General features: G+C 37.2%; 19 protein-coding genes and 1 tRNA gene. 8 read left to right on the top strand and 12 right to left on the bottom strand.

Going from position 1 to position 20,344, the window contains the following annotated elements:
- Positions 1-45: 45 nt before the first annotated feature.
- From tpiA to LA20249_RS04885, 4 genes are all read right to left on the bottom strand, one after another.
- Positions 46-798, bottom strand: a complete 753-nt coding sequence (tpiA, locus tag LA20249_RS04870) for a triose-phosphate isomerase (protein WP_057736925.1) — start codon at positions 796-798, stop codon at positions 46-48.
- Positions 799-824: 26 nt separating this feature from the next.
- Positions 825-2,039, bottom strand: coding sequence for a phosphoglycerate kinase (locus LA20249_RS04875; RefSeq protein WP_057736923.1), 1,215 nt, complete (start codon positions 2,037-2,039; stop codon positions 825-827).
- A gap of 115 nt (positions 2,040-2,154) precedes the next feature.
- The gene (gap, locus tag LA20249_RS04880) at positions 2,155-3,183 is read right to left on the bottom strand and encodes a type I glyceraldehyde-3-phosphate dehydrogenase (protein WP_057736921.1); all 1,029 of its coding nucleotides are present in this window, start codon (positions 3,181-3,183) and stop codon (positions 2,155-2,157) included.
- A 33-nt stretch (positions 3,184-3,216) separates the two neighbouring features.
- Complete coding sequence (locus LA20249_RS04885; RefSeq protein WP_057736919.1) at positions 3,217-4,263, bottom strand: sugar-binding transcriptional regulator; 1,047 nt, start codon at positions 4,261-4,263, stop codon at positions 3,217-3,219.
- Between the two features lie 224 nt (positions 4,264-4,487).
- On the opposite strand from LA20249_RS04885, the gene LA20249_RS04890 reads away from it, so the two are divergent.
- A tRNA-Arg gene (locus LA20249_RS04890) sits at positions 4,488-4,559 on the top strand.
- 134 nt (positions 4,560-4,693) lie between these two features.
- On the opposite strand, the gene LA20249_RS04895 is transcribed toward LA20249_RS04890, so the two are convergent.
- The 7 genes from LA20249_RS04895 to LA20249_RS04925 form a co-directional block, all read right to left on the bottom strand.
- Complete coding sequence (locus LA20249_RS04895) at positions 4,694-5,485, bottom strand: alpha/beta fold hydrolase (RefSeq protein WP_057736917.1); 792 nt, start codon at positions 5,483-5,485, stop codon at positions 4,694-4,696.
- Between the two features lie 117 nt (positions 5,486-5,602).
- Positions 5,603-6,217 carry a malonate decarboxylase holo-ACP synthase gene (locus LA20249_RS04900; RefSeq protein WP_057736915.1) on the bottom strand — a complete coding sequence of 205 codons (615 nt, stop codon included), beginning with the start codon at positions 6,215-6,217 and terminating at the stop codon, positions 5,603-5,605.
- Entirely contained in the window at positions 6,211-7,869 is a 1,659-nt protein-coding gene (gene mdcD / locus LA20249_RS04905) for a biotin-independent malonate decarboxylase subunit beta (RefSeq protein ID WP_057736913.1), read from the bottom strand. Before mdcD ends, LA20249_RS04900 begins: the two co-directional genes overlap by 7 nt.
- A complete protein-coding gene (locus LA20249_RS04910; protein ID WP_057736911.1) occupies positions 7,859-8,155 on the bottom strand; it encodes a malonate decarboxylase subunit delta in 297 nt (98 codons plus the stop codon). Before LA20249_RS04910 ends, mdcD begins: the two co-directional genes overlap by 11 nt.
- Positions 8,156-8,169: 14 nt before the next feature.
- Entirely contained in the window at positions 8,170-8,961 is a 792-nt protein-coding gene (locus LA20249_RS04915; RefSeq protein ID WP_057736909.1) for a triphosphoribosyl-dephospho-CoA synthase, read from the bottom strand.
- Between the two features lie 3 nt (positions 8,962-8,964).
- A complete protein-coding gene (mdcA, locus tag LA20249_RS04920) occupies positions 8,965-10,605 on the bottom strand; it encodes a malonate decarboxylase subunit alpha (protein ID WP_057736907.1) in 1,641 nt (546 codons plus the stop codon).
- Between the two features lie 3 nt (positions 10,606-10,608).
- Positions 10,609-11,508 (bottom strand): ACP S-malonyltransferase, encoded by a 900-nt coding sequence (locus tag LA20249_RS04925; protein WP_083477861.1) that lies wholly within the window; start codon positions 11,506-11,508, stop codon positions 10,609-10,611.
- A gap of 133 nt (positions 11,509-11,641) precedes the next feature.
- Between LA20249_RS04925 and LA20249_RS04930 the strand changes: the two genes are divergently transcribed.
- From LA20249_RS04930 to clpP, 3 genes are all read left to right on the top strand, one after another.
- Positions 11,642-12,517 carry a LysR family transcriptional regulator gene (locus LA20249_RS04930; protein WP_057736905.1) on the top strand — a complete coding sequence of 292 codons (876 nt, stop codon included), beginning with the start codon at positions 11,642-11,644 and terminating at the stop codon, positions 12,515-12,517.
- Between the two features lie 84 nt (positions 12,518-12,601).
- Positions 12,602-13,726 carry an acyltransferase family protein gene (locus LA20249_RS04935; protein ID WP_057736903.1) on the top strand — a complete coding sequence of 375 codons (1,125 nt, stop codon included), beginning with the start codon at positions 12,602-12,604 and terminating at the stop codon, positions 13,724-13,726.
- A gap of 101 nt (positions 13,727-13,827) precedes the next feature.
- Entirely contained in the window at positions 13,828-14,415 is a 588-nt protein-coding gene (gene clpP, locus LA20249_RS04940) for an ATP-dependent Clp endopeptidase proteolytic subunit ClpP (protein WP_057736901.1), read from the top strand.
- Between the two features lie 85 nt (positions 14,416-14,500).
- Here clpP and LA20249_RS04945 read toward each other — a convergent pair whose 3' ends face one another.
- Positions 14,501-15,118: a TetR/AcrR family transcriptional regulator gene (locus LA20249_RS04945; protein ID WP_057736899.1), complete on the bottom strand. Its 618-nt coding sequence runs from the start codon at positions 15,116-15,118 to the stop codon at positions 14,501-14,503.
- 130 nt (positions 15,119-15,248) lie between these two features.
- Between LA20249_RS04945 and LA20249_RS04950 the strand changes: the two genes are divergently transcribed.
- From LA20249_RS04950 to LA20249_RS04965, 4 genes are all read left to right on the top strand, one after another.
- On the top strand, positions 15,249-15,953 hold the full coding sequence (locus LA20249_RS04950) for an ABC transporter ATP-binding protein (protein WP_057736898.1): 705 nt from the start codon (positions 15,249-15,251) through the stop codon (positions 15,951-15,953).
- A 48-nt stretch (positions 15,954-16,001) separates the two neighbouring features.
- Positions 16,002-17,828 (top strand): ABC transporter permease, encoded by a 1,827-nt coding sequence (locus LA20249_RS04955; protein WP_057736896.1) that lies wholly within the window; start codon positions 16,002-16,004, stop codon positions 17,826-17,828.
- A gap of 108 nt (positions 17,829-17,936) precedes the next feature.
- Positions 17,937-18,680, top strand: a complete 744-nt coding sequence (locus LA20249_RS04960; protein ID WP_057736893.1) for an ABC transporter permease — start codon at positions 17,937-17,939, stop codon at positions 18,678-18,680.
- A gap of 234 nt (positions 18,681-18,914) precedes the next feature.
- Positions 18,915-20,309 (top strand): MDR family MFS transporter, encoded by a 1,395-nt coding sequence (locus LA20249_RS04965; RefSeq protein ID WP_057736891.1) that lies wholly within the window; start codon positions 18,915-18,917, stop codon positions 20,307-20,309.
- The last annotated feature ends 35 nt before the right edge of the window (positions 20,310-20,344 follow it).

The following is a 20,344-nucleotide window of genomic DNA, read 5'->3' on the forward strand; positions in this document are numbered from 1 at the left end:
TTTAACCTTTTTGACACTTAAAATAAATAACTTAATAGAAGTTAATTATTTATTGAAGTTAGCCAAGGCAATAAATGATTCTGGATCCATTGATGCACCACCAACAAGTCCACCATCAATATCTTCTTTAGCCATCAATTCTTTAACGTTAGCAGGTTTTACAGAACCACCGTAAAGAATACGTACTTTGTCAGCTGTGTCATTATCGTACAAGCTAGCAATCTTTTCACGGATTACGTGAACCATTTCTTGTGCTTGATCAGCAGTAGCAGTCTTACCAGTACCGATAGCCCAGATTGGTTCGTAAGCGATAACTGACTTAGCTAAGTCAGCAGCAGAAATACCTTTAACGGCATTTTCGATTTGACCAGTTACCCAGTCTTCTGCTTTTCCAGCTTCACGTTGTTCTAGTGTTTCACCACAGCAAATGATTGGCAACATGTTGTTCTTCAAGATAGCAAGAGCTTTCTTGTTGATGTCTTCATCAGTTTCACCGAAGTATTGTCTTCTTTCTGAGTGACCAATGATTACATAGTCAAGACCCATTTCGTCAAGTGCTTTAGGTGAAGTTTCACCAGTGAATGCACCAGCATCTTCAAAGTATGAGTTTTCAGCAGCTGTCTTTAATGGTGTGCCCTTAGCTCCTGCAACAAGTGTTGTAAGATCAATGGCTGGAGCACCAATAATTGTTTCTACGCCAGATTCTGGTAACTTACCTTTGATACCGTCTAAAAATTCTTGGGTTTCTTTAGGATTTTTGTTCATCTTCCAGTTACCCGCAATAATAGGTGTACGCATAAATTAATTCTCCTTATGAAAAATAATTATTTATTTGAGATTGAATCGATACCAGGCAATGTCTTACCTTCAAGGTATTCAAGTGAAGCACCACCACCAGTTGAGATGTGTGTCAACTTATCAGCAATACCAAGACTCTTAGCAGCAGCAGTAGAATCACCACCACCAACAATTGTGATAGCATCTGTTAAGTTACCCATAGCACGTCCAACTTCTAGTGTACCTTCAGCAAACTTGCTCATTTCGAAAGCACCCATTGGTCCATTCCATACAACAGTCTTTGCACCATTTAATTTGTCTTGGAACAATTTAACTGTCTTAGGTCCAATATCAAGAGCCATTTCGTCATCGGGAATGTCAACGCCGTCAGTAGTTGTTGCTTCTGCGTCATTTGAGAATTCTTTAGCAACGATGTGGTCTACAGGAAGGACAATCTTGTCTCCAGCTTTTTGAAGGAGGTCTTTAGCTAGATCAACTTTGTCAGCTTCGAATAGTGACTTACCAATCTTGTGGCCTTGAGCAGCTAAGAATGTGTATGCCATACCACCACCGATTAAGATGTGGTCTGATTTTGGAATTAAGTTTTCAATAACACCGATCTTATCTGAAACCTTTGCACCACCAAGGATTGTTACGAATGGGTGTACAGGATTGTCAACGGCGTTACCTAAGAACTTGATTTCCTTTTCCATTAAGAAACCAGCAGCAACGGGCTTACCAGCAGCCTTCATAGCTGTTGAGATACCAACGTTTGAAGCATGGCTTCTGTGGGCTGTACCGAAAGCATCGTTGATAAATACGTCACCAAGTGATGCCCAGTATTCGCCAAGTTTAGGATCGTTCTTGCTTTCACGTTTGCCAAAGTCGTTATCAATATCTTGGAAACGAGTGTTTTCCATCAATAGGATTTGACCGTCTTTAAGATCGTTGATAGCATCTTCAAGTTCTTTACCTTCGTTAGTTGGTACGAACTCTACAGGCATACCGCTTAATTCTTGAAGTTTAGCAGCAACAGGCTTCAATGATAAAGCTTTCTTGTCTTCGTCACTCTTAATACGACCCAAGTGAGATAGCAAGATAACCTTTCCACCATGTTCTGAAACATATTTGATTGTTGGGATAGCACCAACGATACGGTTAGTATCGCCGACAACACCATCTTTAATAGGAACGTTGAAATCTACACGCATCAAGACTTTTTTGCCTTTTACGTCAACGTCAGAAACAATAAGTTTAGCCATTGTATATAAATCCTCCAATATTTTCCTTAAAAAAAAGCGGAAGGAGTTATCCTCCCTCCGCCAATTTAAATCACACTAAATTAGGTTTTTGAAATCACTATTTTAGATTAACGAATTAGTCTAATGTAGCAAACTTTTCAAGTGTACGAACCATTTGTGCTGTAAATCCTGATTCGTTGTCATACCAAGCAACAGTCTTTACAACTTGGGCGTCACCCTTACCAACAATTTGTGTTTGTGTTGGGTCAAAGATTGAACCAAATGATGTACCGATAACATCTGATGATACGATTTGGTCATCGTTGTAACCGAATGAAGGGTTGTTGTCAGTATACTTCTTGATTGCATCGTTTACTTCATCAACTGTAACTTCTTTGTCAAGAGTTGCAACTAATTCAGTAACTGAACCTGTGATAACAGGTACACGTTGTGCATGTCCGTCAAGTTTACCTTTAAGTTCTGGAACAACAAGACCAAGAGCCTTAGCAGCACCAGTTGAATGAGGGATGATGTTTGCAGCAGCAGCACGTGCAGCACGAACATTACCTTTACGTTCTGGACCATCTTGAAGTTTTTGTGTAGCTGTGTAAGCATGGATTGTTGTCATTGTACCAGCTTTAATGCTGAATTCTTTGTTTACAGCATTTGCTAGAGGTGCAAGACAGTTTGTTGTACATGAACCAGCTGAAGCGATCTTAACGTCATTTGTTAGAATGTCGTCGTTAACGCCATAAACAACTGTAGGCATGTCACCTGATGGAGCTGAGATCAATACACGTTTTGCACCGGCATCCAAGTGAGCTTGGGCCTTGTCAGCAGATGTGTAGAATCCAGTACATTCAAGAACGATGTCAACACCGTCGTTTGCAACCCATTTAAGGTCTGCAGCGTTCATTTCAGCATATACAGGAATCTTCTTACCATCAACAACGATAGCTGCATCTTCAGCAGTGATCTTGTCAATTTCGAAGTTACCATGAGCAGTATCATACTTCAACAAGTGTGCAAGCATAGCAGGTGAAGTTAAATCGTTAATTGCAACAACTTCCAAATCTGTTTTGCCAGCTGCTTGAAGTGCAGCGATACGGCGGAATGCCAAACGACCGATACGGCCAAATCCATTAATACCAACTTTTGTAGTCATACAAAAATTCCTCCTTCAGGAAATGAAAAAATATTATTTTAAAGGGTTATCCCTTAAAATCAGTTTTGAGGCAGACTCATCAGTAATTAAGATCGTATGATGAGGTGCGTTTTTCATATATGACTGGATTGCGTTAGCTTTACTTTCGCCACCAGCAATCGCAATCACATACTCTATTCTATCAAGGTCCCGGACATGAAGTCCAATCCTAGGTACCTTATATACAAGTTTACCACTTTGATCAAAGAAATCGCCAAACGCTTCTGATACGGCGTGACCATTATCAATAATGTCCTGCTCTCTTTGAGAAAGATTTCTTCTCTCAGCCATAATACTTGCAGTGCCAATGCTGTGAATAACAACATTACTTCTATATATTAAATCAAGAACCGACTTAATTGAAGTCTCTTCTTGCAAAGATTCAAAACTTTTTTCAGAAATGTCTTCCGGAAGATACATTGCCCGGTACTGGCTCTGCGTCTTTGAAGCCATTTCTGCGCAAACACTGTTAGCTTGAATCATCACAGATTCACCGACGCCGCCTCGTGCTGGTAAAAATACCAATTGGCGGTTCTTGGAAAGGTCTGGCGAAAGATTTCGTGCAACTTGTGCTAGTGTACTACCACCAGTAACAGAAATCATCGATTGACCCGTTGGCAACAATGTTCCTAAAAGCTGATTAAGTCTTCTACCGAATGAATCGATCACCCGTTGTTGCTTATCAGCGTTACCGGGCAATACAATACACCGACTAATCCCAAGTTTTTTACTCAATTGTTTTTCCAAAAGAGCCGTTCCTTGATAATCGGCTAATACATCCGTTAGTCTGATTACTGCATCGCTACCTGTTTTTGTCAAAGACATCCCAGATTTCGAAGATATAATCAAGCCTTGCTTTTTCAATAAGTCTGTTTCAGTTCTTAACCCACGTTCCGTAATGTTAAGATCATCAGTCAACACTCTGCGCCCGACCGGTTCCATTAATGAGATACTCTGAAGTATTTTAAATCGCTTTTCCAGAGTCTTAATGAAGTCTGGGGCAACCAAATCCAGCAATTCTAAATCTTCATTATTAGTCATTTGATATACTCCATGGGACAAATGCCGTCCCTGTATGTCTGTTTACGACCCATGTACTCAAAAAATAAAAGCCGTTGATGATTTAACTCATCTCCTAAGCACAACTATTAGTATAGACTCTCTTGTGAATATTTCAAGTCATATGCAACAAAAAATGCAACTTATATTATTTTTTTTACTGATTTACTTTTTATACCTAAGTGCGCTAAAATTAAACCATGCTTGCGTCGTTAGTATAATGGATAGCACACAGGATTCCGGTTCCTGGAATGTGGGTTCGACTCCCACACGACGCATTGATATTTTCACAAAGTCCAAACTTTATGTGTTGATGAATCAACAAAGAGCTTATTTTTACCGTTTCACAAGAATTATATTATACAAAAGCAAGATAATCTTTCGGGTTTTACCTAAAAGACTATCTTGCTTTTTATTTTTTCATACTATCGAAGACAAAATGTCGTAAGGTTTGATTAAATTCCTCGGGGATTTCTGCCATAATATCGTGCCCGCAATTATTCATCGTTACGCTCGTAATATTAATATTCTTTTCAGCTAAAATATCTCCAAAATGATAATCAAAATAAGGACTTTGTCTGGCAACGACTAATTTTACCGGTACCTCGGTATTAATTAATACCTTACGCCAATCCTTTTGAACATGGTCGAATAATAACGATAAGTTATACTTTCGATCAAAGGGATGCTCCATCTTTGCTTTACTAAGTGGATCAAAAACTCGATCATCTAAGCCATGCAACGTTTCTCGAACCTTTTTAGGTTGTTGCAATTGATATTTAAAATTCTCTTCATTAATATTTTCAAATCCATATTGCCAATCAAGGTCATTTAACATTTTGGGTGATTGGTCAATCGCCATTACAGACTTAACATTTTTACTCTTGCTTAAATAAGCATAGCAAGTACTTGCTCCCATTGAATGTCCAACTAGAATTGGTTGATCTAATTTTAAATGATTAACCAATGTTACTAAGTCATCACTCAATTGATCTATCGTTAAATTCTGTTGTGTCCTTTGAGAAGCACCGTGATTCCTGTGATCATAAGTTATCACTCGGTAATTCTTCATTTCAAGTAAATATTTTACCTGCAAACTCCAAATCTCTTGGTAACCACCAAACCCCGGCACCAAAACAATTGGTTGCCCAGTTCCATAATCGTGATAATTCAACTTGATTCCATCATCTGTAATTAATTCCATCTTTTTCTCCTATCCAAGTGGTCATCATAATTATTATAATGCTATTTTGCTGAAAGCAAATAATGACGGCAACCATTTCTTCGATGATTGCCGTCATTATTTGTTTTATATTAATTTTTAGATCCAGGGATTCTTCACTAAAATCGGATCACCAAGGGTCTTCATCATAATAGTCGAACCACTATTAGCGTACTCCTCAAGCGAAAAGCCATTATTGTTACGAATAACCTGCAAATCAACGTGAACGCCAAACTGATTCAACTTTTTCAGAAGGTTTTTAGCCGACTCCTTTGAAAGCGGCTCTTGCGGTAACCAAACCAAATCCAAATCACTCGTCATTTTACTTGTCTTGGTGGCAGTCGCTAGTTCAAAACCGACGCTGCCGCTTATTCCCCATTTGAAATCTTTTAAAATTTTTGACACTACTGGCAATGCTTTGATAGCTGGAATATCTTGACGGTCGCTAGATACATTGACCCAACATTTTCCCTTTACCAATTCATATGGAGTAATAACTCGAACTACATTTTCAGAATTAACAAAAGTTGCAAATCGCTGTTCCCGTTTCATCCCTCTTACGCCAACGGGAATTTGATTATCAACAATTGGACTGCGTCGTACAACTACGGTTAACGATTCAAGAAAACTCTTGTCAGCCCAGTCAGATAGACCGTCAGTCAAACTAGCAACTGAATCAATTTTTAATAAATCATGCGGATGAATTTCTACCATTGTTCATCAACTAATTGACGGACTTTCAAAGTAGCCTTACGACCACTGGCCTTAGCAATTGGTGTCTCATAGCGGAAATGCAAAGTCTTGTCGCCATCTAAACTTGCGATTGCTTCATCAATAATTTGATCAATTTTTTCGACATTTTCATCAGTAGCTTCCCAAGAACCGATACCCTTAACTAACTTGTATAAAGCACCTAATTTCTCATAATTATCAATATCATAAGCCATTGCTGGTACGTGCTTAGTGGCCTCTTCAAGTTCAGAAATAGTTCTTTGAGTAATTCTTGCAGCACTAGCCTTTGACATAGCTTGAATCGTGATTGAATCATCATCAAGTGCAATCATACGGTTTGATTGAAGTCCATGAGCTAAGAAACCACCAGATACAGCATCTCCTGGAATAAAGTCAATTACTGGGTGCCCAGCTTGTCTAGCCTTAGCGTATGCAGCAGCACTTGAACCAAGAGCCACATGAATTCCAATCAATTCTTCTTGATAGCCATAAGCTTGACTAGGTACATCAACGATTAAGATAATTGGACGTTTGACATCCTTATCTTTATCTTCTGCTACAACCTTATTAATAATGCTTGCCACAGCGAATCCTTCTTGCAAACCAACTTCGCCATTACGAACACGTGGGAAATCATTTTCAGCATCAGGAACAATGGCAACATATTCTTTGCCATCCTTTTGAGCATGAAGCACAGTTGAAACAGAACTTGTCGCATTCTTGATTCCAGTAATAGCTTCAAACCAAACACGACCACGACTCTTAGTTCCCTCTTTGAAACTAGTAATAGCCTCAGGAATATCATGTTTAACTGTTTCGACTTGTTTAAATAAATCATCGTAAGTTTCAATATCTAACTTTTTACTCAAATCTAACTTATCTAACAAGCTTAAGTAAAAGTCGACATTCTCTGTTCGATGAGCATCTTTTTTAGTTTTAATTTCATTAACCAAAGAAGCCTTAATACTGTCAACAGTATCGTCAACAACCTCATCAACCAAACCTGTAGCCAATCTTTGTTTAGTCCCTAAAGTATTCCAAATCAAGTTCTTATCGCTTGAATCAAATTCACGAACACCAGCTTCTTGTTCAATAACTTCTGGACCATTCAAAGCAATTCTAGCTTTATTAGTAGCAATCAAATAAGACAAAATAGAAGCTGTGATTGACATACCACCAAAAGATCCAACACGTCCCGGTACCAAACCAATCACTGGAACATACTTCTTCAAAGCGATAACGACGTTTTGAATTTCAGAAATTGATAATAGACCATAATTAGCCTCTTGGAGACGGACACCACCAGTATCCAAAACTAAAATTGGATAAATTGTTTTACCGTTCTTATTATCTTCAAGAGCTTTTTCTAAGGCTGCAACAATTTTACTACCGCTGACCTCACCGATACCGCCGCCTTGGAATTTACCTTCAATTGAAATTACCAAGACATTATTGCCGTCGATCTTACCTTTCATCAAAACAATTCCATCATCACTCTCAGGAACAATGCCTTGAGGCTCCAAGTGTGGAGAAATCATATCATCAAGTGGACCGACTAACTCTTTAGCAGTCTCTGCATCCAATAATGAAAGTGCACGTTCACGTGCGTGTAATTCAACAAAACTATTCTTCATTTTTTAGTTCCTCCAATGCTTGAGTTAAACGAAGATTAACAACTCCTGGAGTTGAACCAAAGTCGTTAATTTCAATGTTGGCTTGGATTGGATATCTATCAAAGAAACGTTTCAAGACATTTGCCCAAACTTCTTTGAAACCATCACTACCAGTTACGATATTAACTTCTGTTTTCTTATCTGTTGGTCTGAAAATAACTTCGAGATCGCCAGATGCAACAACACCAACATGGACTGGTTTTGCAATTGCATCAGTTGTATCGAAATTAAAGTGTAATTTTTCCATATTTTTCTCCATTCCTAATTCAAATGTTTTAAAAAGTAACTTGCAGCAAACAAATCAGCACAACCACCAGGAGAAATATTTTTTTCTTTGGTGAAAGTTTGTAAAGTTTTGAATTGCGGATTATCAATCACGCTAGTGGATGAACGTACTATTTCTGAAGAGAGTCGTTGGAATTCTTGTAAAGTTTGTAAATTACTGCGATAAACGATATTCGTATCATTAACATTGCTATACAAAACCAACAATCTCCGCATCCAAGTATCATACGTATCACTTTCAGCTTGAAAACTTAAGGCTTTAGAAACATTGACGAAACCACTTTGGGCTTCACCTTTAGCTCCAGTCAAAGCATACTTTTGTTGCGTTACCATCCCGTGCGTTTTAGTTTTAGTAACAAACTTATCCTGCAAACGTGACAATTTCTTTACTCCTGTAAGGATCTGTTCCAAATCATCGGTTTGTAAGCTACTAATAACACTGACCAATAATCCTAAGCTCCAAATAGCACCTTTATGCGTATTGACCCCATTGGTTGCCTTGAACATATTTTTTTCGGCAATTCTTCCAATACGACCAATTTCTTCACGTAATTTAACATCGAGTGGTTGTTGATAAGAGACACGAATCATTTCTTCGAAACCACTTAGTAAACTATCTGCCGATCTATAAAATAAATCGATATTCATATCCGTATGCGATCCATTAGAAATTGCATCGACTAATCCAGGTTTAGGCGAAAAAGAAACCTCCCATTTTAAAGCTATCACTGCTTGTTGTGCTAGTTGTAAATAATTTGTTTCAATCATTAATTATGACCAACTTCTGAATTTTGCAGGTGGATTGTAGAGTCCATCTGACCACTTAACTAAGTCGTCCATGTTTTGAGCTGCAAGAAGCGATCTCTTAGCTTCATTACGATGTACGTCTAAGTCTTCTGGTAAAGCAACGATTCCTTTAGCACGTAGATCAGCTAATTGTTTAGGATTACTTCTCAAACCGACTGGTGTGACACCAGCAATTGCCTCAATCGCGGCTTGTCTTTCGGCCATACTATCGGTCTTGTAAAGATAAGCAATTCCCTCTTCTGTCACGATATGAGTCGTATCTTCGCTATAGATCATAATAGGAACGTTAGCTAACTTAGCTTCCTTTTGAACTTCTTCGGCATCCAAATGATCAACGAATACTGGTTTCTTATTGGAGCCAAACGTCTCAACCATTTGTACAACTAATTTTTGTCCTTTACCTAATGGATCATTGTCAGGACGCAAACTTTGCCAAGCTGGGGTTGAATGACGACGACCATGTGGATTACTACCCATATTAGGAGCACCACCGAATCCAGAAAGACGTCCATTAGTAACAGTTGAAGAATTACCATATTTATCAATCTGTAAAGTTGAGCCCACGAACATGTCTAGCGCATATTGACCAGCCATTTGACCAAAGGCACGATTGGAACGCATACTGCCATCTTTACCGACGAAGAAAATATCAGGACGATGAGCGATATAATTTTCCATTCCGACTTCTCCACCGAAACTGTGGATTGTTTGGACCCAGCCACTTTCAATTGCAGGAATCAAAGTAGGTGTTGGGTTAACTTCCCAATTAGGAACAATCTTCCCCTTCAAACCAAGTTGTTCACCATAAGTTGGCAATAACAATTCAATTGCGGCAGTATTGAAACCAACACCATGGTTAACTGTTTGAACATTATGTTTTTCATAAATACCACGGATTGCCATCATTCCCATAAGAATTTGCAATTCGGTCACATTTTGAGGATCACGGGTAAATAGTGGTTCCAATTGATATGGTTCATCAGCAGGAACAACAATATCGACCCAGTCACCAGGAATATCCACACGCGGAACTTTATCAACGATTTCATTAGCTTGAACGATGACGATTCCATCCTTGAAAGCAGCTGATTCAACAATAACTGGTGTCTCTTCTGTATTAGCACCGGTATAAAGATTTCCATCACGATCAACTTTGTCAGCGGCAACTAGGACAACATTAGGAATCAAATCAACATACAAACGAGCGTATAACTCTAAGTAAGTATGGATATCGCCAACTTCCACCGTTCCATCAGCAATCATTTGTGAAATTCTAGTACTCTGAGGTCCTGCAAAGGAAAAGTCTAATTTCTTAGCAATACCAGTTTCAAAAATATCCAAATGCTCAGGACGGGACACACTGGACATGATCATATGTAGATCATGAACTTTTTCAGGATCTACTGAAGCTAAAGTCTCTGATAAGAAACTAGCTTGTTTTTGATTGTCACCTTCCAAAACAACTCTGTCGCCAGGTTTGATAACATTTTCTAATAATTCTTTAGCATTTTCTGTTTTAACTAACTTACCGTCTAATAATGATGAAATATTGCTCATCTTACTAGCTTTGGCATCACGGTTTTGAGTCCAACTTCTATTAGCCATCGATTATCCTCTTTTCCATTTTTCTAACAAAAATTCAATATCATCGAGATTCATACTATTCATGGTGATGGTTCTAAAATCAGGAAACTTACTCTTAACTAACTTAGTAAAAGTCTGCCCAGGTTTAATCTCAAGTGTTGTATCAATTCCAAGTTCAGACGCAACATCCATCATCGTGTCCCAATAAACGGGATGAGTCAGGTTGTTGATCATATCGTATTTGATACCGTCGACTTTTCTTATAGCGTGACCATTGTAATTAGCTAAGTAAGTACATTGTGGATTCTGCAATTCAATATTTGCCAATTCTTTTTCCAACACGTCAGCAACTTTTTGCATCAAAGGAGAATGTGACGGAACTGGCACTTTTAAAAGTACTGTTTTCTGAGCACTGTTTTCCTTCGCCAATGTCAAAACTTTCTTAATACCCACAATCGAGCCAGAAATCACAGTTTGTAATTCCGAGTTTTGATTTGAAGTAAAGACTGGTTGGTCATTATTATTAACTTGACTCACTAAATTGGAAACTTCTTTTCTCGTCAAGCCAACGATTGCACCCATCCCATAGCCTGTTGGATAAGATTCTTGCATCTTCATTGAACGGATGTAGACAATCTTAATCGCATCATCTTCACTAATAACACCTGAAGCAACTGCTGCTGCAAAAATTCCTAAAGAATGACCTGCAACTGCGTCTGGTTTTTGCTTAATTGACTGTAACTGTCGGATACTAAATAATTGCAACATCAAAATTCCTAACTGAATCTGAATCGAATCATGATATGCTTTCTCATCATCTTGCAATTGCACTCCAGTTAATTCTTTTACCCGTTGAATCATTTCTTGTGGGACTTCTTTCAACATCCCACTTCTTTGACCACCTTGGCCTGGAAATATCCACAAAGTTCTGATAATTAATCACCTCCAACAATCCTTCCTATTGATCTCACAGATTCAGTATAATTGCGAATTCATAACATGTATAATATATAAAAAGCAAGATACTTAACCATTTGGTTATGTGGAGGTGCGTATTTTGAATCTTAATCAATTAAAATATTTTGTCGTCGTTGCTAATCAGGAAAGCATCACCAAAGCAGCTAGTATTCTTTATGTATCGCAGCCTGCTGTGAGTAAAACTATCAAGCAATTAGAAGATGAATTGAATACCAAGCTGTTTGATCGGACGGGTCGAACTCTGAAATTGAATCGAGCTGGTAAATTATTTTACAGTTACGTCAACGACAGCCTAGAGGAATTGAATCGAGGAATATCTGCTGTTAAAGGTGGACTTGATCAAACTCAATATCCCGTTTCCCTATTAATGGAAGTAGCCTCTCCTTTTATTCCTAACATTGTCACTAATATTAAAGAAAAATTCCCTAATGTTAGATTGAACATCGCTCAACATAACGTTAGGGAAACCGATTTTAAACGATTCGACTTTATTATCACAAGTACTCCTTTACAAGGATTGACCAATGTACCCGTATTAAAGGAAGAAATTTTTGTTGGTTGGAATATCAACTACGGTTATAGCCAGCATTTCGTCAAACCAGAGGAATTAACTTCTGAGAAAATGATTGGTCTCTCTCCTGACAACCCCTTGCGTGTGACAATCGATAAATATTTTTTAAAACGGGATATCACTTTAAACTATAAGTATGAGGCCGATGATCCGGCAACTGTCCGTGGAATCATTGAAGCTGGTGTTGGTCTAAGTTTTATTCCCTCTGTCACTTGGCAAACTATCGATTCCAAAGTCCAACTAGCACGCCTGACTCCTGACCCTTTACAACGAACGATTTATCTTGCTTCACCCCATAAAAATCTTAGCAATACCCAACGTGAAATCAGTAATGAACTGATTTTGATTTTCTTATCCTTTCAACGCTCCGAATTAAAAATTTAGTTGCAATTTTTTCGAGATGAGAATATATTGAGTCTAAATATTTCCTTTTGTTGATCTCACAATTTTACAAGGGGAGATCGTCACATGAATATAAAAAAAGACATTACGCCCAAAGCTGATATAGGTGACTATATGAAAGTCTTTGCTTGTACTGCCGTTATGATGCAGACCGTACTTAGTTTAGTTTTATCAGCCAATCCTAGTTTTAGTTATCAAACTCCAATCGGAATTATTTATAACTTGGTGAAGTTTACTGCTCCAGCCTTTATTTTTGGTATTTTATATACCACGACTCGGACCACAAATGAAAACACCTGGGGTAATTATGGTGGATATATGAAGAAACAATGGTCTGCTCTTTTTGTGCCCACGATTTGGTGGACCCTAGCTTACCTATTAATTTTTCCAAATGTCCAACAAGTCAATAAATTTAATAATCTTGCTTCTTTTTGTTGGCATTTCATCAATGGTAATGCTGCACCGCACTTGTGGTATAACACGATGATGTTACAGTTCATCATCTTAATGCCTTTCTTTTGGGCTCTAGCCCATTGGGTAAAGGGCAATGTTAAACGTGGTCTTTGGACCATTATTTTGACTGTATTAGTATTCGGTGCTTGGATTTATTTCTACGATATGCAAGTCTTTCACGGACCTCATGAACAAAGTTGGTACTTACTGGATAGAATCTTTATTAGTTTCGCTATCTATGGTATTTTTGGAGTCTTAGCTTGGATGTTTCGTACTAAATTGGAAAGCTTTCTCAAAAAGGCCTTTCCAATTTTGATAATCTTACTAGTAGCTGTCTTCTACTGGACCAACCGCGAATTATTTGCTTTCGGATACCCAGTTAGTTTAGCCAATGCGCCTTACTATAAGCCTTCAATGACACTGTATGCTCTTTTAGTAATCGGATTAGTAGCAACACTTGCAATTCATCACATTAATACTAATTCGAAAGCTTTACCGATTTTTCACTTTCTAGCAACTTACGCTTATCGAGCTTACCTGTCCAACGTTTTCTGGCTTCAAATCATTTGGAGATTAGGTGGACAAAATTTATCAGAAATTAATCCAATTTTAGCTATTGTTGTTTGCTATTTATTAACTTGGATATTATCATTTGCTTCAGCCTACACGTTCCACATTGTTTGGTCTAAAGTTAAAAATTCTGTTACTAGACAGGGTGTTTCTACCGAAACCAAATAATTATTTTTATTTATCAAGCTTTGTTTGTTGACCCCATATTAATATTATGCTAAATTAGCACTGTGCTATTAAGAGTGCTAATTAAAAACAGGAGGCATTTTATGTTAGTTCCTACAGTTATTGAACAGAGTTCACGTGGCGAACGTGCCTATGATATTTACTCAAGATTATTAAAAGACAGAATCATCATGTTGTCAGGTGAGGTTAACAGTCAAATGGCTAATACAGTCATTGCTGAATTGCTATTCCTAGACGCTCAGGATTCAGATAAGGATATTTCTATGTACATCAACTCTCCCGGTGGCTCAGTTACCGATGGATTGGCTATCATGGATACTATGAATTTCGTTAAATCTGACGTCCAAACAATTGCAACAGGTATGGCTGCTTCAATGGCCAGTGTCTTGTTGTCAGCTGGTACTAAAGGCAAGCGTTTTGCCCTACCAAACTCAACTGTCCTCATTCACCAACCATTAGGTGGTGCTCAAGGTCAACAAACAGAAATTGAAATTGCTGCTCAAGAGATCTTGAAGACAAGAAAGAGATTAAATCACATTTTGGCTGATAATTCTGGTCAAACCTTTGAAAAACTACAAAAGGATACTGATCGTGACAACTACATGACAGCCCAAGAAGCTAAGGATTATGGTTTGATTGATGAAATCATGACTAATAAAGCTGAAAAGTAATTTTTACTCAGTAAAGTTTTAAAAACAGCTAGATCATTTTGATCTAGCTGTTTTTTTGTTCTCTTCATTTTGACAATTGAATTAATTATTTTCTTGATTTTCCTATTCCCAGCATTTGATAAGGCGATAGATACAACCCTTTCATAATTATTTTTGAAACTGCTTCCTTAGTCAAACCATCATCGCCATCGATCCAAGTTTTAATAATAGTCAGAATCATACTAGTGATCAAACGAATCGCATACTCATTTGGAATACTAGAAGTAAAATCTTGATTTCCCTTAACTCGCTTTAGATCATTCAAAATAGCCGTTTTTAATTCTGCCGTAATTGTAGGATAAAATTCTGGATCGCCATTGATTCCTAGCATAAATCTGACTAATTCTTTGTTTTCAGCAACCAAGTCGACCAGATTTTTAATCACTGGATATGGTTTGTCCTCAGAAAAATATCGATAATCCATTGATTCACTCATTTCCGTACGCAAAATCATCTGAACTTGCTCGATGAATCCTTTGGTGACTTGATTGACCAAATCATTTTTATCAAGAAAATGTAAATAAAATGTTCCACGATTAATGTGACTGACTCGAGTAATGTCACTGACTGAAATTTGAGCCAAAGGTTTTGTCTGCCCAACTTCTAGCAATGCTTGAATAATATTTGTTTCAGTTTTTTCTTGTCGCTCTTTTTGTGATGCCATGCTACTCTCCTAACTTAATCAACACTTTTTACAAATCTGAACATTGAAATAGAACCATCTAATGGTTTAATGACCTTGAACAATTAATCAACACGGTGTTCATTATATTATCAGTTGGAGGGGAAATACAATGACAAATTTTATTTCAGTCAAAAATGAAACCAAAACTTATGGGAAAGGAACCAATGCCGTTAATGCTAATGATGATATTAGTTTTGAAATTGCTCAAGGAGAACTCACTATTATTTTAGGAGCCTCTGGAGCTGGGAAGTCCACACTCCTAAATGTTTTAGGAGGAATGGACAAGCTTACTAGCGGATCAGTCAATATTAATGGCGTCGAGTTAGCTACTTTAGATACAAAAGGTTTAACAACTTATCGTCGTAAAAAAATTGGCTTTGTTTTTCAATTTTATAATCTAGTTCAGAACTTAACAACCTTGGAGAATGTCGAATTAGCAGCTGAAATCACCGAGCAGCCGATGCGTGCAAAAGACGCTTTAGAAGCAGTGGGACTTAAATCTAGGATGAATAACTTTCCTGCCCAACTATCAGGTGGTGAACAACAACGAGTTGCCATCGCACGTGCAATTGCTAAAAACCCTGATCTACTACTGGCAGATGAACCAACAGGTGCTCTCGATTACAAAACAGGTAAAAAGATTTTACAACTATTTCAAGATTTCACCCATAATTATCACAAAAACGTAATTATCGTGACTCATAATAGTCTGATCAAAAAAATGGCCGACCATGTAATCGAAATCACCGATGGTCAAATTAAGTCGGAGACACATAATCCTAATCCAATGCCAGTTGAAAAACTCGAATGGTAGGTGTAGAAATTGAAAACATTAAATAAAAATATTAGACGAGAATTTAAGATGTCATTAGGGCGCTTTCTGTCCGTATCAGCTCTATTAATATTAGGTGTCTTCATATTAATCGGCCTAAACGTTACTGGTCCCAATATGCGACAAACTGCTCAAAATGCCTATGATAAATCAAATTTGGCTGATGCAAAAATAACTACATCTACATATTTAAGCCAATCTGATCAAACTTATTTAAAAAATTTAAAACAGATCAAACAGCTTAACTTTGGCCATAGTAAAGATGTTCTGATCAAAAAAACACAACATGCTTTACGAATCGAAAGTGTTCCAACTTCCCTTTCTAAAATGACTCTAACTAAGGGACATCGACCAGAAACTGCCAACCAAATAGTCTTAAGCGATAACTTACGTGGCAAATATCATTTAAATGAATCTATTAATTTAACTGGCACTAAAAAGCAAACCGCTTCCGGTCTGAAGAAAAGCACCTTTAAAATCGTTGGTTTTGTAAAATCCACCGAATATCTCAAAAAAGATAATATTGGTAACACTACTGCTGGTACTGGACAACTTTATGGTTTCGCCTATCTCAAAAAGCAGGCCTTTTCAGCTCTCAATCCTAATTTTGCTCGAGTCAGTTTTAAAAATGTCAGTGGTAATGCTTACTCTCAAAAGTATGAAAATAAAGTTTCTAAAATAGTTAAATCATTACAACCTAAAATGAATCACCACAATAAACTTGAAACTGCTAAATTGCGTAAAAAGATCAACCGAAAACTAATCACTGGAAATCAAACTATCAAGGCAAGTGATTCTAAGCTTTCAACAGCTAAATCAACCTTACAAGTTGCACAGAAAAAACTTTCGACACAAATAGAACAAGTCGAGGCATCTGGAAATACTGCTGCTCTTACTCAATTGTCGGCTCAAGCTGACCAACTAAACGAGCAAAGTAAAACTTTAAAATCCCAAAAATCAGCTTTACTTAAAGCAAAAAATAACCTGCAACAATTGCAAGATAAAAAGAAACAGCTCAATAATATGTCCCTAACTATTCAAGGACGAAATGACTACAACGAAGGCTACAATAATTACGGTGAGGATGCGCAAAGAATCGATTCATTAGGAAAATCTTTTCCAGCCTTCTTCTTTCTAATTGCTATTCTAGTCAGTTTTACAACGATGAGACGAATGGTTGAGGAAAAACGGATTGAGATGGGAACATTACGGGCTTTGGGCTATTCAAAAGCTGAAGTTATGCGAGAATTTTTAGTATACAGTTTCCTTGCAGCTTTATTGGGAACTGTTTTAGGAAGTTTCCTAGGATTAATAACTCTTCCCAGAATAATTTTCAAAGCTTACACAGCTAATTTTACTTTTAACAAATTACAACTTGATTTCCATCCTTGGTATATTGTCTTATCATTTTTAATTGCCTTTCTTTCGACTGTCCTAGCCTCTTGGTTGGCTGCCCGAAAAGAACTTAAAACAGATCCAGCTCAATTGATGTTACCAAAGCCTCCAGCAAGCGGTTCACGAATCCTACTAGAACGAATCAATTTTATTTGGCGTCATCTAAACTTTTCCTACAAAGTCACCGCTAGAAATCTCTTTAGATACAAGGGTCGCATGCTCATGACTATTGTGGGTGTTGCGGGTGCCACAGCCCTGATGATCACTGGATTTGGTATTAAGGATTCTTTGAATACTATTGTTACTCGACAATTTGGCCACATTAGTAAATATGACATCGTTACTGCCTACAATCCGGATGAATCAAGTCAAAATATTAAGCGTGCCAAAAATATTGTTCGTGATTCTAATAATGTTAAACGTTTCGATGGTGCCTATTTTGCCAACGTTTATGCCACTTGAAAAGGTGATTATGCTCGTGAAAATATTTCAATAACTGTTCCTACAGACTCCCAGAAATTAAATCGATATATCAAATTACAAGATTACAAATCCTCGAAAGCACTGAAATTGACCAATAAGGGAGCTATTATTTCCCAAAAATTGGCTACTCTGCAAAATGTCTCTGTTGGTGACAAGATAAAAATCCACGAAACTGACGGCACGACTCATAAAATTAAAGTTGCTGGGATTACGACGATGTATGCAGGCCACTACATTTATATGAATCAACACTATTACAGCAAGGTCTTTAATAAGAAATTCCAATCTAATGCCTATCTCGTAATCTTAAAAAATTCTTCTAGAAAGCAAGTCAATAACTTTGCAGCCAAATTTAATCGTCAAAAAGCTGCCGTCCAAACAGTTCAATCTCAAGAAACTAAATCGACCATCACTAACATTTTGAGTAATCTCAACAATCTTATTCTTGTTTTGGTATTGAGTGCTTCATTACTTTCGCTAGTTGTTCTCTATACCCTCACTAATATCAATATCAGTGAACGTGTGCGTGAACTATCTACCTTGAAAGTCTTAGGATTCTATCCTAATGAAGTCTTGATGTACATCTATCGTGAGACAAATATCCTGACTGGAATTGGTATCGTGTTGGGACTCGGAGTTGGCTACGTCTTTCACGGCTATATCATGAAATTGTTACCGCCAGCTACGGCCATGGTTGCTCCGGGATTATCGTGGTCCAATCCTATTATTTCAGTCATCTTAATGGTTATCTTCTCATTTGCGGTCATGATGATGATGAATTATAAAATTAAAAATATTGACATGTTAGAAGCTTTAAAATCTGTTGACTAATAAAGCTAATTAACATCCGGGACAAAAGCAGGACTTCGGTTCTGCTTTTTTTGTTTTTTGAATTTTTATAGACAAATAGGCTACGTTATTGTTAAGACTTATTTCACAATAAAAAAGCAATAAATTTTTATACAATTAGTTTGAAAGCGCTATACACGGGCGTTCAACTGGACACCTTTTTTTATTTAGTCTATCCTTAAATAGTTATTAGATTAAACAAAGAAGGGGTAATTTATGAATAAGGGTGAAATTCAAAATAGTCTTGCTCGAAAGTTATTCATTATAACTTTACTCTGTGGAACTTTTACAATGTCGATCAGTCAGTCTTCACTTTCAACGGCTTATCCAACCTTGATGAAGTTCTTTGGAGTCACAGCACCAACGATCCAATGGTTAACAACGGGATTTATGTTGATCATGTGTATTATGATGCCAATCAGTCCTTGGCTATTAAATAATTTTTCATTTAAAAAGATTTTTCTGAGTGTTGTCGGTATTTTTGCCGTCGGAACACTAATTATCATCGTAGCGCCAAATTTCCCACTGGCGATGTTAGGTAGAGCTCTTGAAGCTATTGGTGTTGGTGTCTTGTTTCCATCATTTCAATCAGTTCTCTTAACTATCACACCAGAGAAAAAGCGTGGTTCGACAATGGGATATGCTGGCCTGGTCATGGGATCAGCCTTGGCATCAGGCCCTATTATTTCAGGAATTGTTTTAAATTTTCTCAAGTGGCAAGGATTATTCGTAATTTTCTTAATCATTATGATTGTCATCTTTATCAGTGCACTTTTTAATATTAAAGATGTTATGCCACGTCACAAAGCTAGTCTAGATTTGATCTCAACGGTTTATCTACTAGGACTCATAGGTCTACTTTACGTTGTTAATCAGGCTGGAAGTACTCACAGCTTGACTACCAACTTAATTATTCTTTTAGTAATAAGTATTATTCTTACAATTTTATTTATTCATCGTCAATTAACCAAAAAAGAACCCCTACTCGATTTGAAAGTTATGAAGAATTTTAATTTCGATTTAGCCGTTCTCTTAACAGGATTTTCCTATATTTCTTTGATTGTCGTAACTATTATCTATCCACTCTATTACCAAAACATCTTACATGTTTCGGTTTTAGCTTCTGGATTAGCCCTAGTTCCACCAGCTATTATTCTGAGTATTTTGAATCCATTAACGGGAAAATTAGCTGATAAAATTGGTTTCAAAGCCACTTTGATTTCCGGTATGTCAATGATTGTCGTGGGTTGGTTCCTATTGTTCGTACTTCATACTAAATTAGGTATGTGGCCAATGATTCTTATCGCTATCCTTATTGAAGGTGGTAATGCCTTCGTAATGATGCCCGCTACTACTCTTGGTGGTAATTCTCTACCAGAAGATTTAATTCCACATGGTACTGCAATCATTACTACCGTTAGACAATTATTAGGTTCCTTAGGAGTCAGTCTTGCAACTTTGATTTTGGTAACAACTAATCAAACCCACAATCTACCAGCTAACAACGGCTTGATTGGCTTCCAGCACGTCTTTGCTTTCTTCTTTGGAATGGCAATTATCGGTTTCATCTTTGCTTTATTGATTAAGAATAATAAAGAGCAAACTGAATAACCTAAGATTTTTATTCAGATTCTATAAAAATAGAG

Source organism: Companilactobacillus alimentarius DSM 20249 (genome assembly GCF_002849895.1).
In the GTDB taxonomy this organism is placed as follows: Bacteria; Bacillota; Bacilli; order Lactobacillales; family Lactobacillaceae; genus Companilactobacillus; species Companilactobacillus alimentarius.

Coding starts and splice junctions, on each gene's coding strand:
- tpiA (WP_057736925.1), bottom strand. CDS start 798: ATGCGTACACCTATTATTGCGGGTAACTGGAAGATGAACAAAAATCCT.
- LA20249_RS04875 (WP_057736923.1), bottom strand. CDS start 2,039: ATGGCTAAACTTATTGTTTCTGACGTTGACGTAAAAGGCAAAAAAGTC.
- gap (WP_057736921.1), bottom strand. CDS start 3,183: ATGACTACAAAAGTTGGTATTAATGGATTTGGCCGTATCGGTCGTTTG.
- LA20249_RS04885 (WP_057736919.1), bottom strand. CDS start 4,263: ATGACTAATAATGAAGATTTAGAATTGCTGGATTTGGTTGCCCCAGAC.
- LA20249_RS04895 (WP_057736917.1), bottom strand. CDS start 5,485: ATGGAATTAATTACAGATGATGGAATCAAGTTGAATTATCACGATTAT.
- LA20249_RS04900 (WP_057736915.1), bottom strand. CDS start 6,217: ATGGTAGAAATTCATCCGCATGATTTATTAAAAATTGATTCAGTTGCT.
- mdcD (WP_057736913.1), bottom strand. CDS start 7,869: ATGAAGAATAGTTTTGTTGAATTACACGCACGTGAACGTGCACTTTCA.
- LA20249_RS04910 (WP_057736911.1), bottom strand. CDS start 8,155: ATGGAAAAATTACACTTTAATTTCGATACAACTGATGCAATTGCAAAA.
- LA20249_RS04915 (WP_057736909.1), bottom strand. CDS start 8,961: ATGATTGAAACAAATTATTTACAACTAGCACAACAAGCAGTGATAGCT.
- mdcA (WP_057736907.1), bottom strand. CDS start 10,605: ATGGCTAATAGAAGTTGGACTCAAAACCGTGATGCCAAAGCTAGTAAG.
- LA20249_RS04935 (WP_057736903.1), top strand. CDS start 12,602: ATGAATATAAAAAAAGACATTACGCCCAAAGCTGATATAGGTGACTAT.
- clpP (WP_057736901.1), top strand. CDS start 13,828: ATGTTAGTTCCTACAGTTATTGAACAGAGTTCACGTGGCGAACGTGCC.
- LA20249_RS04945 (WP_057736899.1), bottom strand. CDS start 15,118: ATGGCATCACAAAAAGAGCGACAAGAAAAAACTGAAACAAATATTATT.
- LA20249_RS04950 (WP_057736898.1), top strand. CDS start 15,249: ATGACAAATTTTATTTCAGTCAAAAATGAAACCAAAACTTATGGGAAA.
- LA20249_RS04955 (WP_057736896.1), top strand. CDS start 16,002: ATGTCATTAGGGCGCTTTCTGTCCGTATCAGCTCTATTAATATTAGGT.
- LA20249_RS04965 (WP_057736891.1), top strand. CDS start 18,915: ATGAATAAGGGTGAAATTCAAAATAGTCTTGCTCGAAAGTTATTCATT.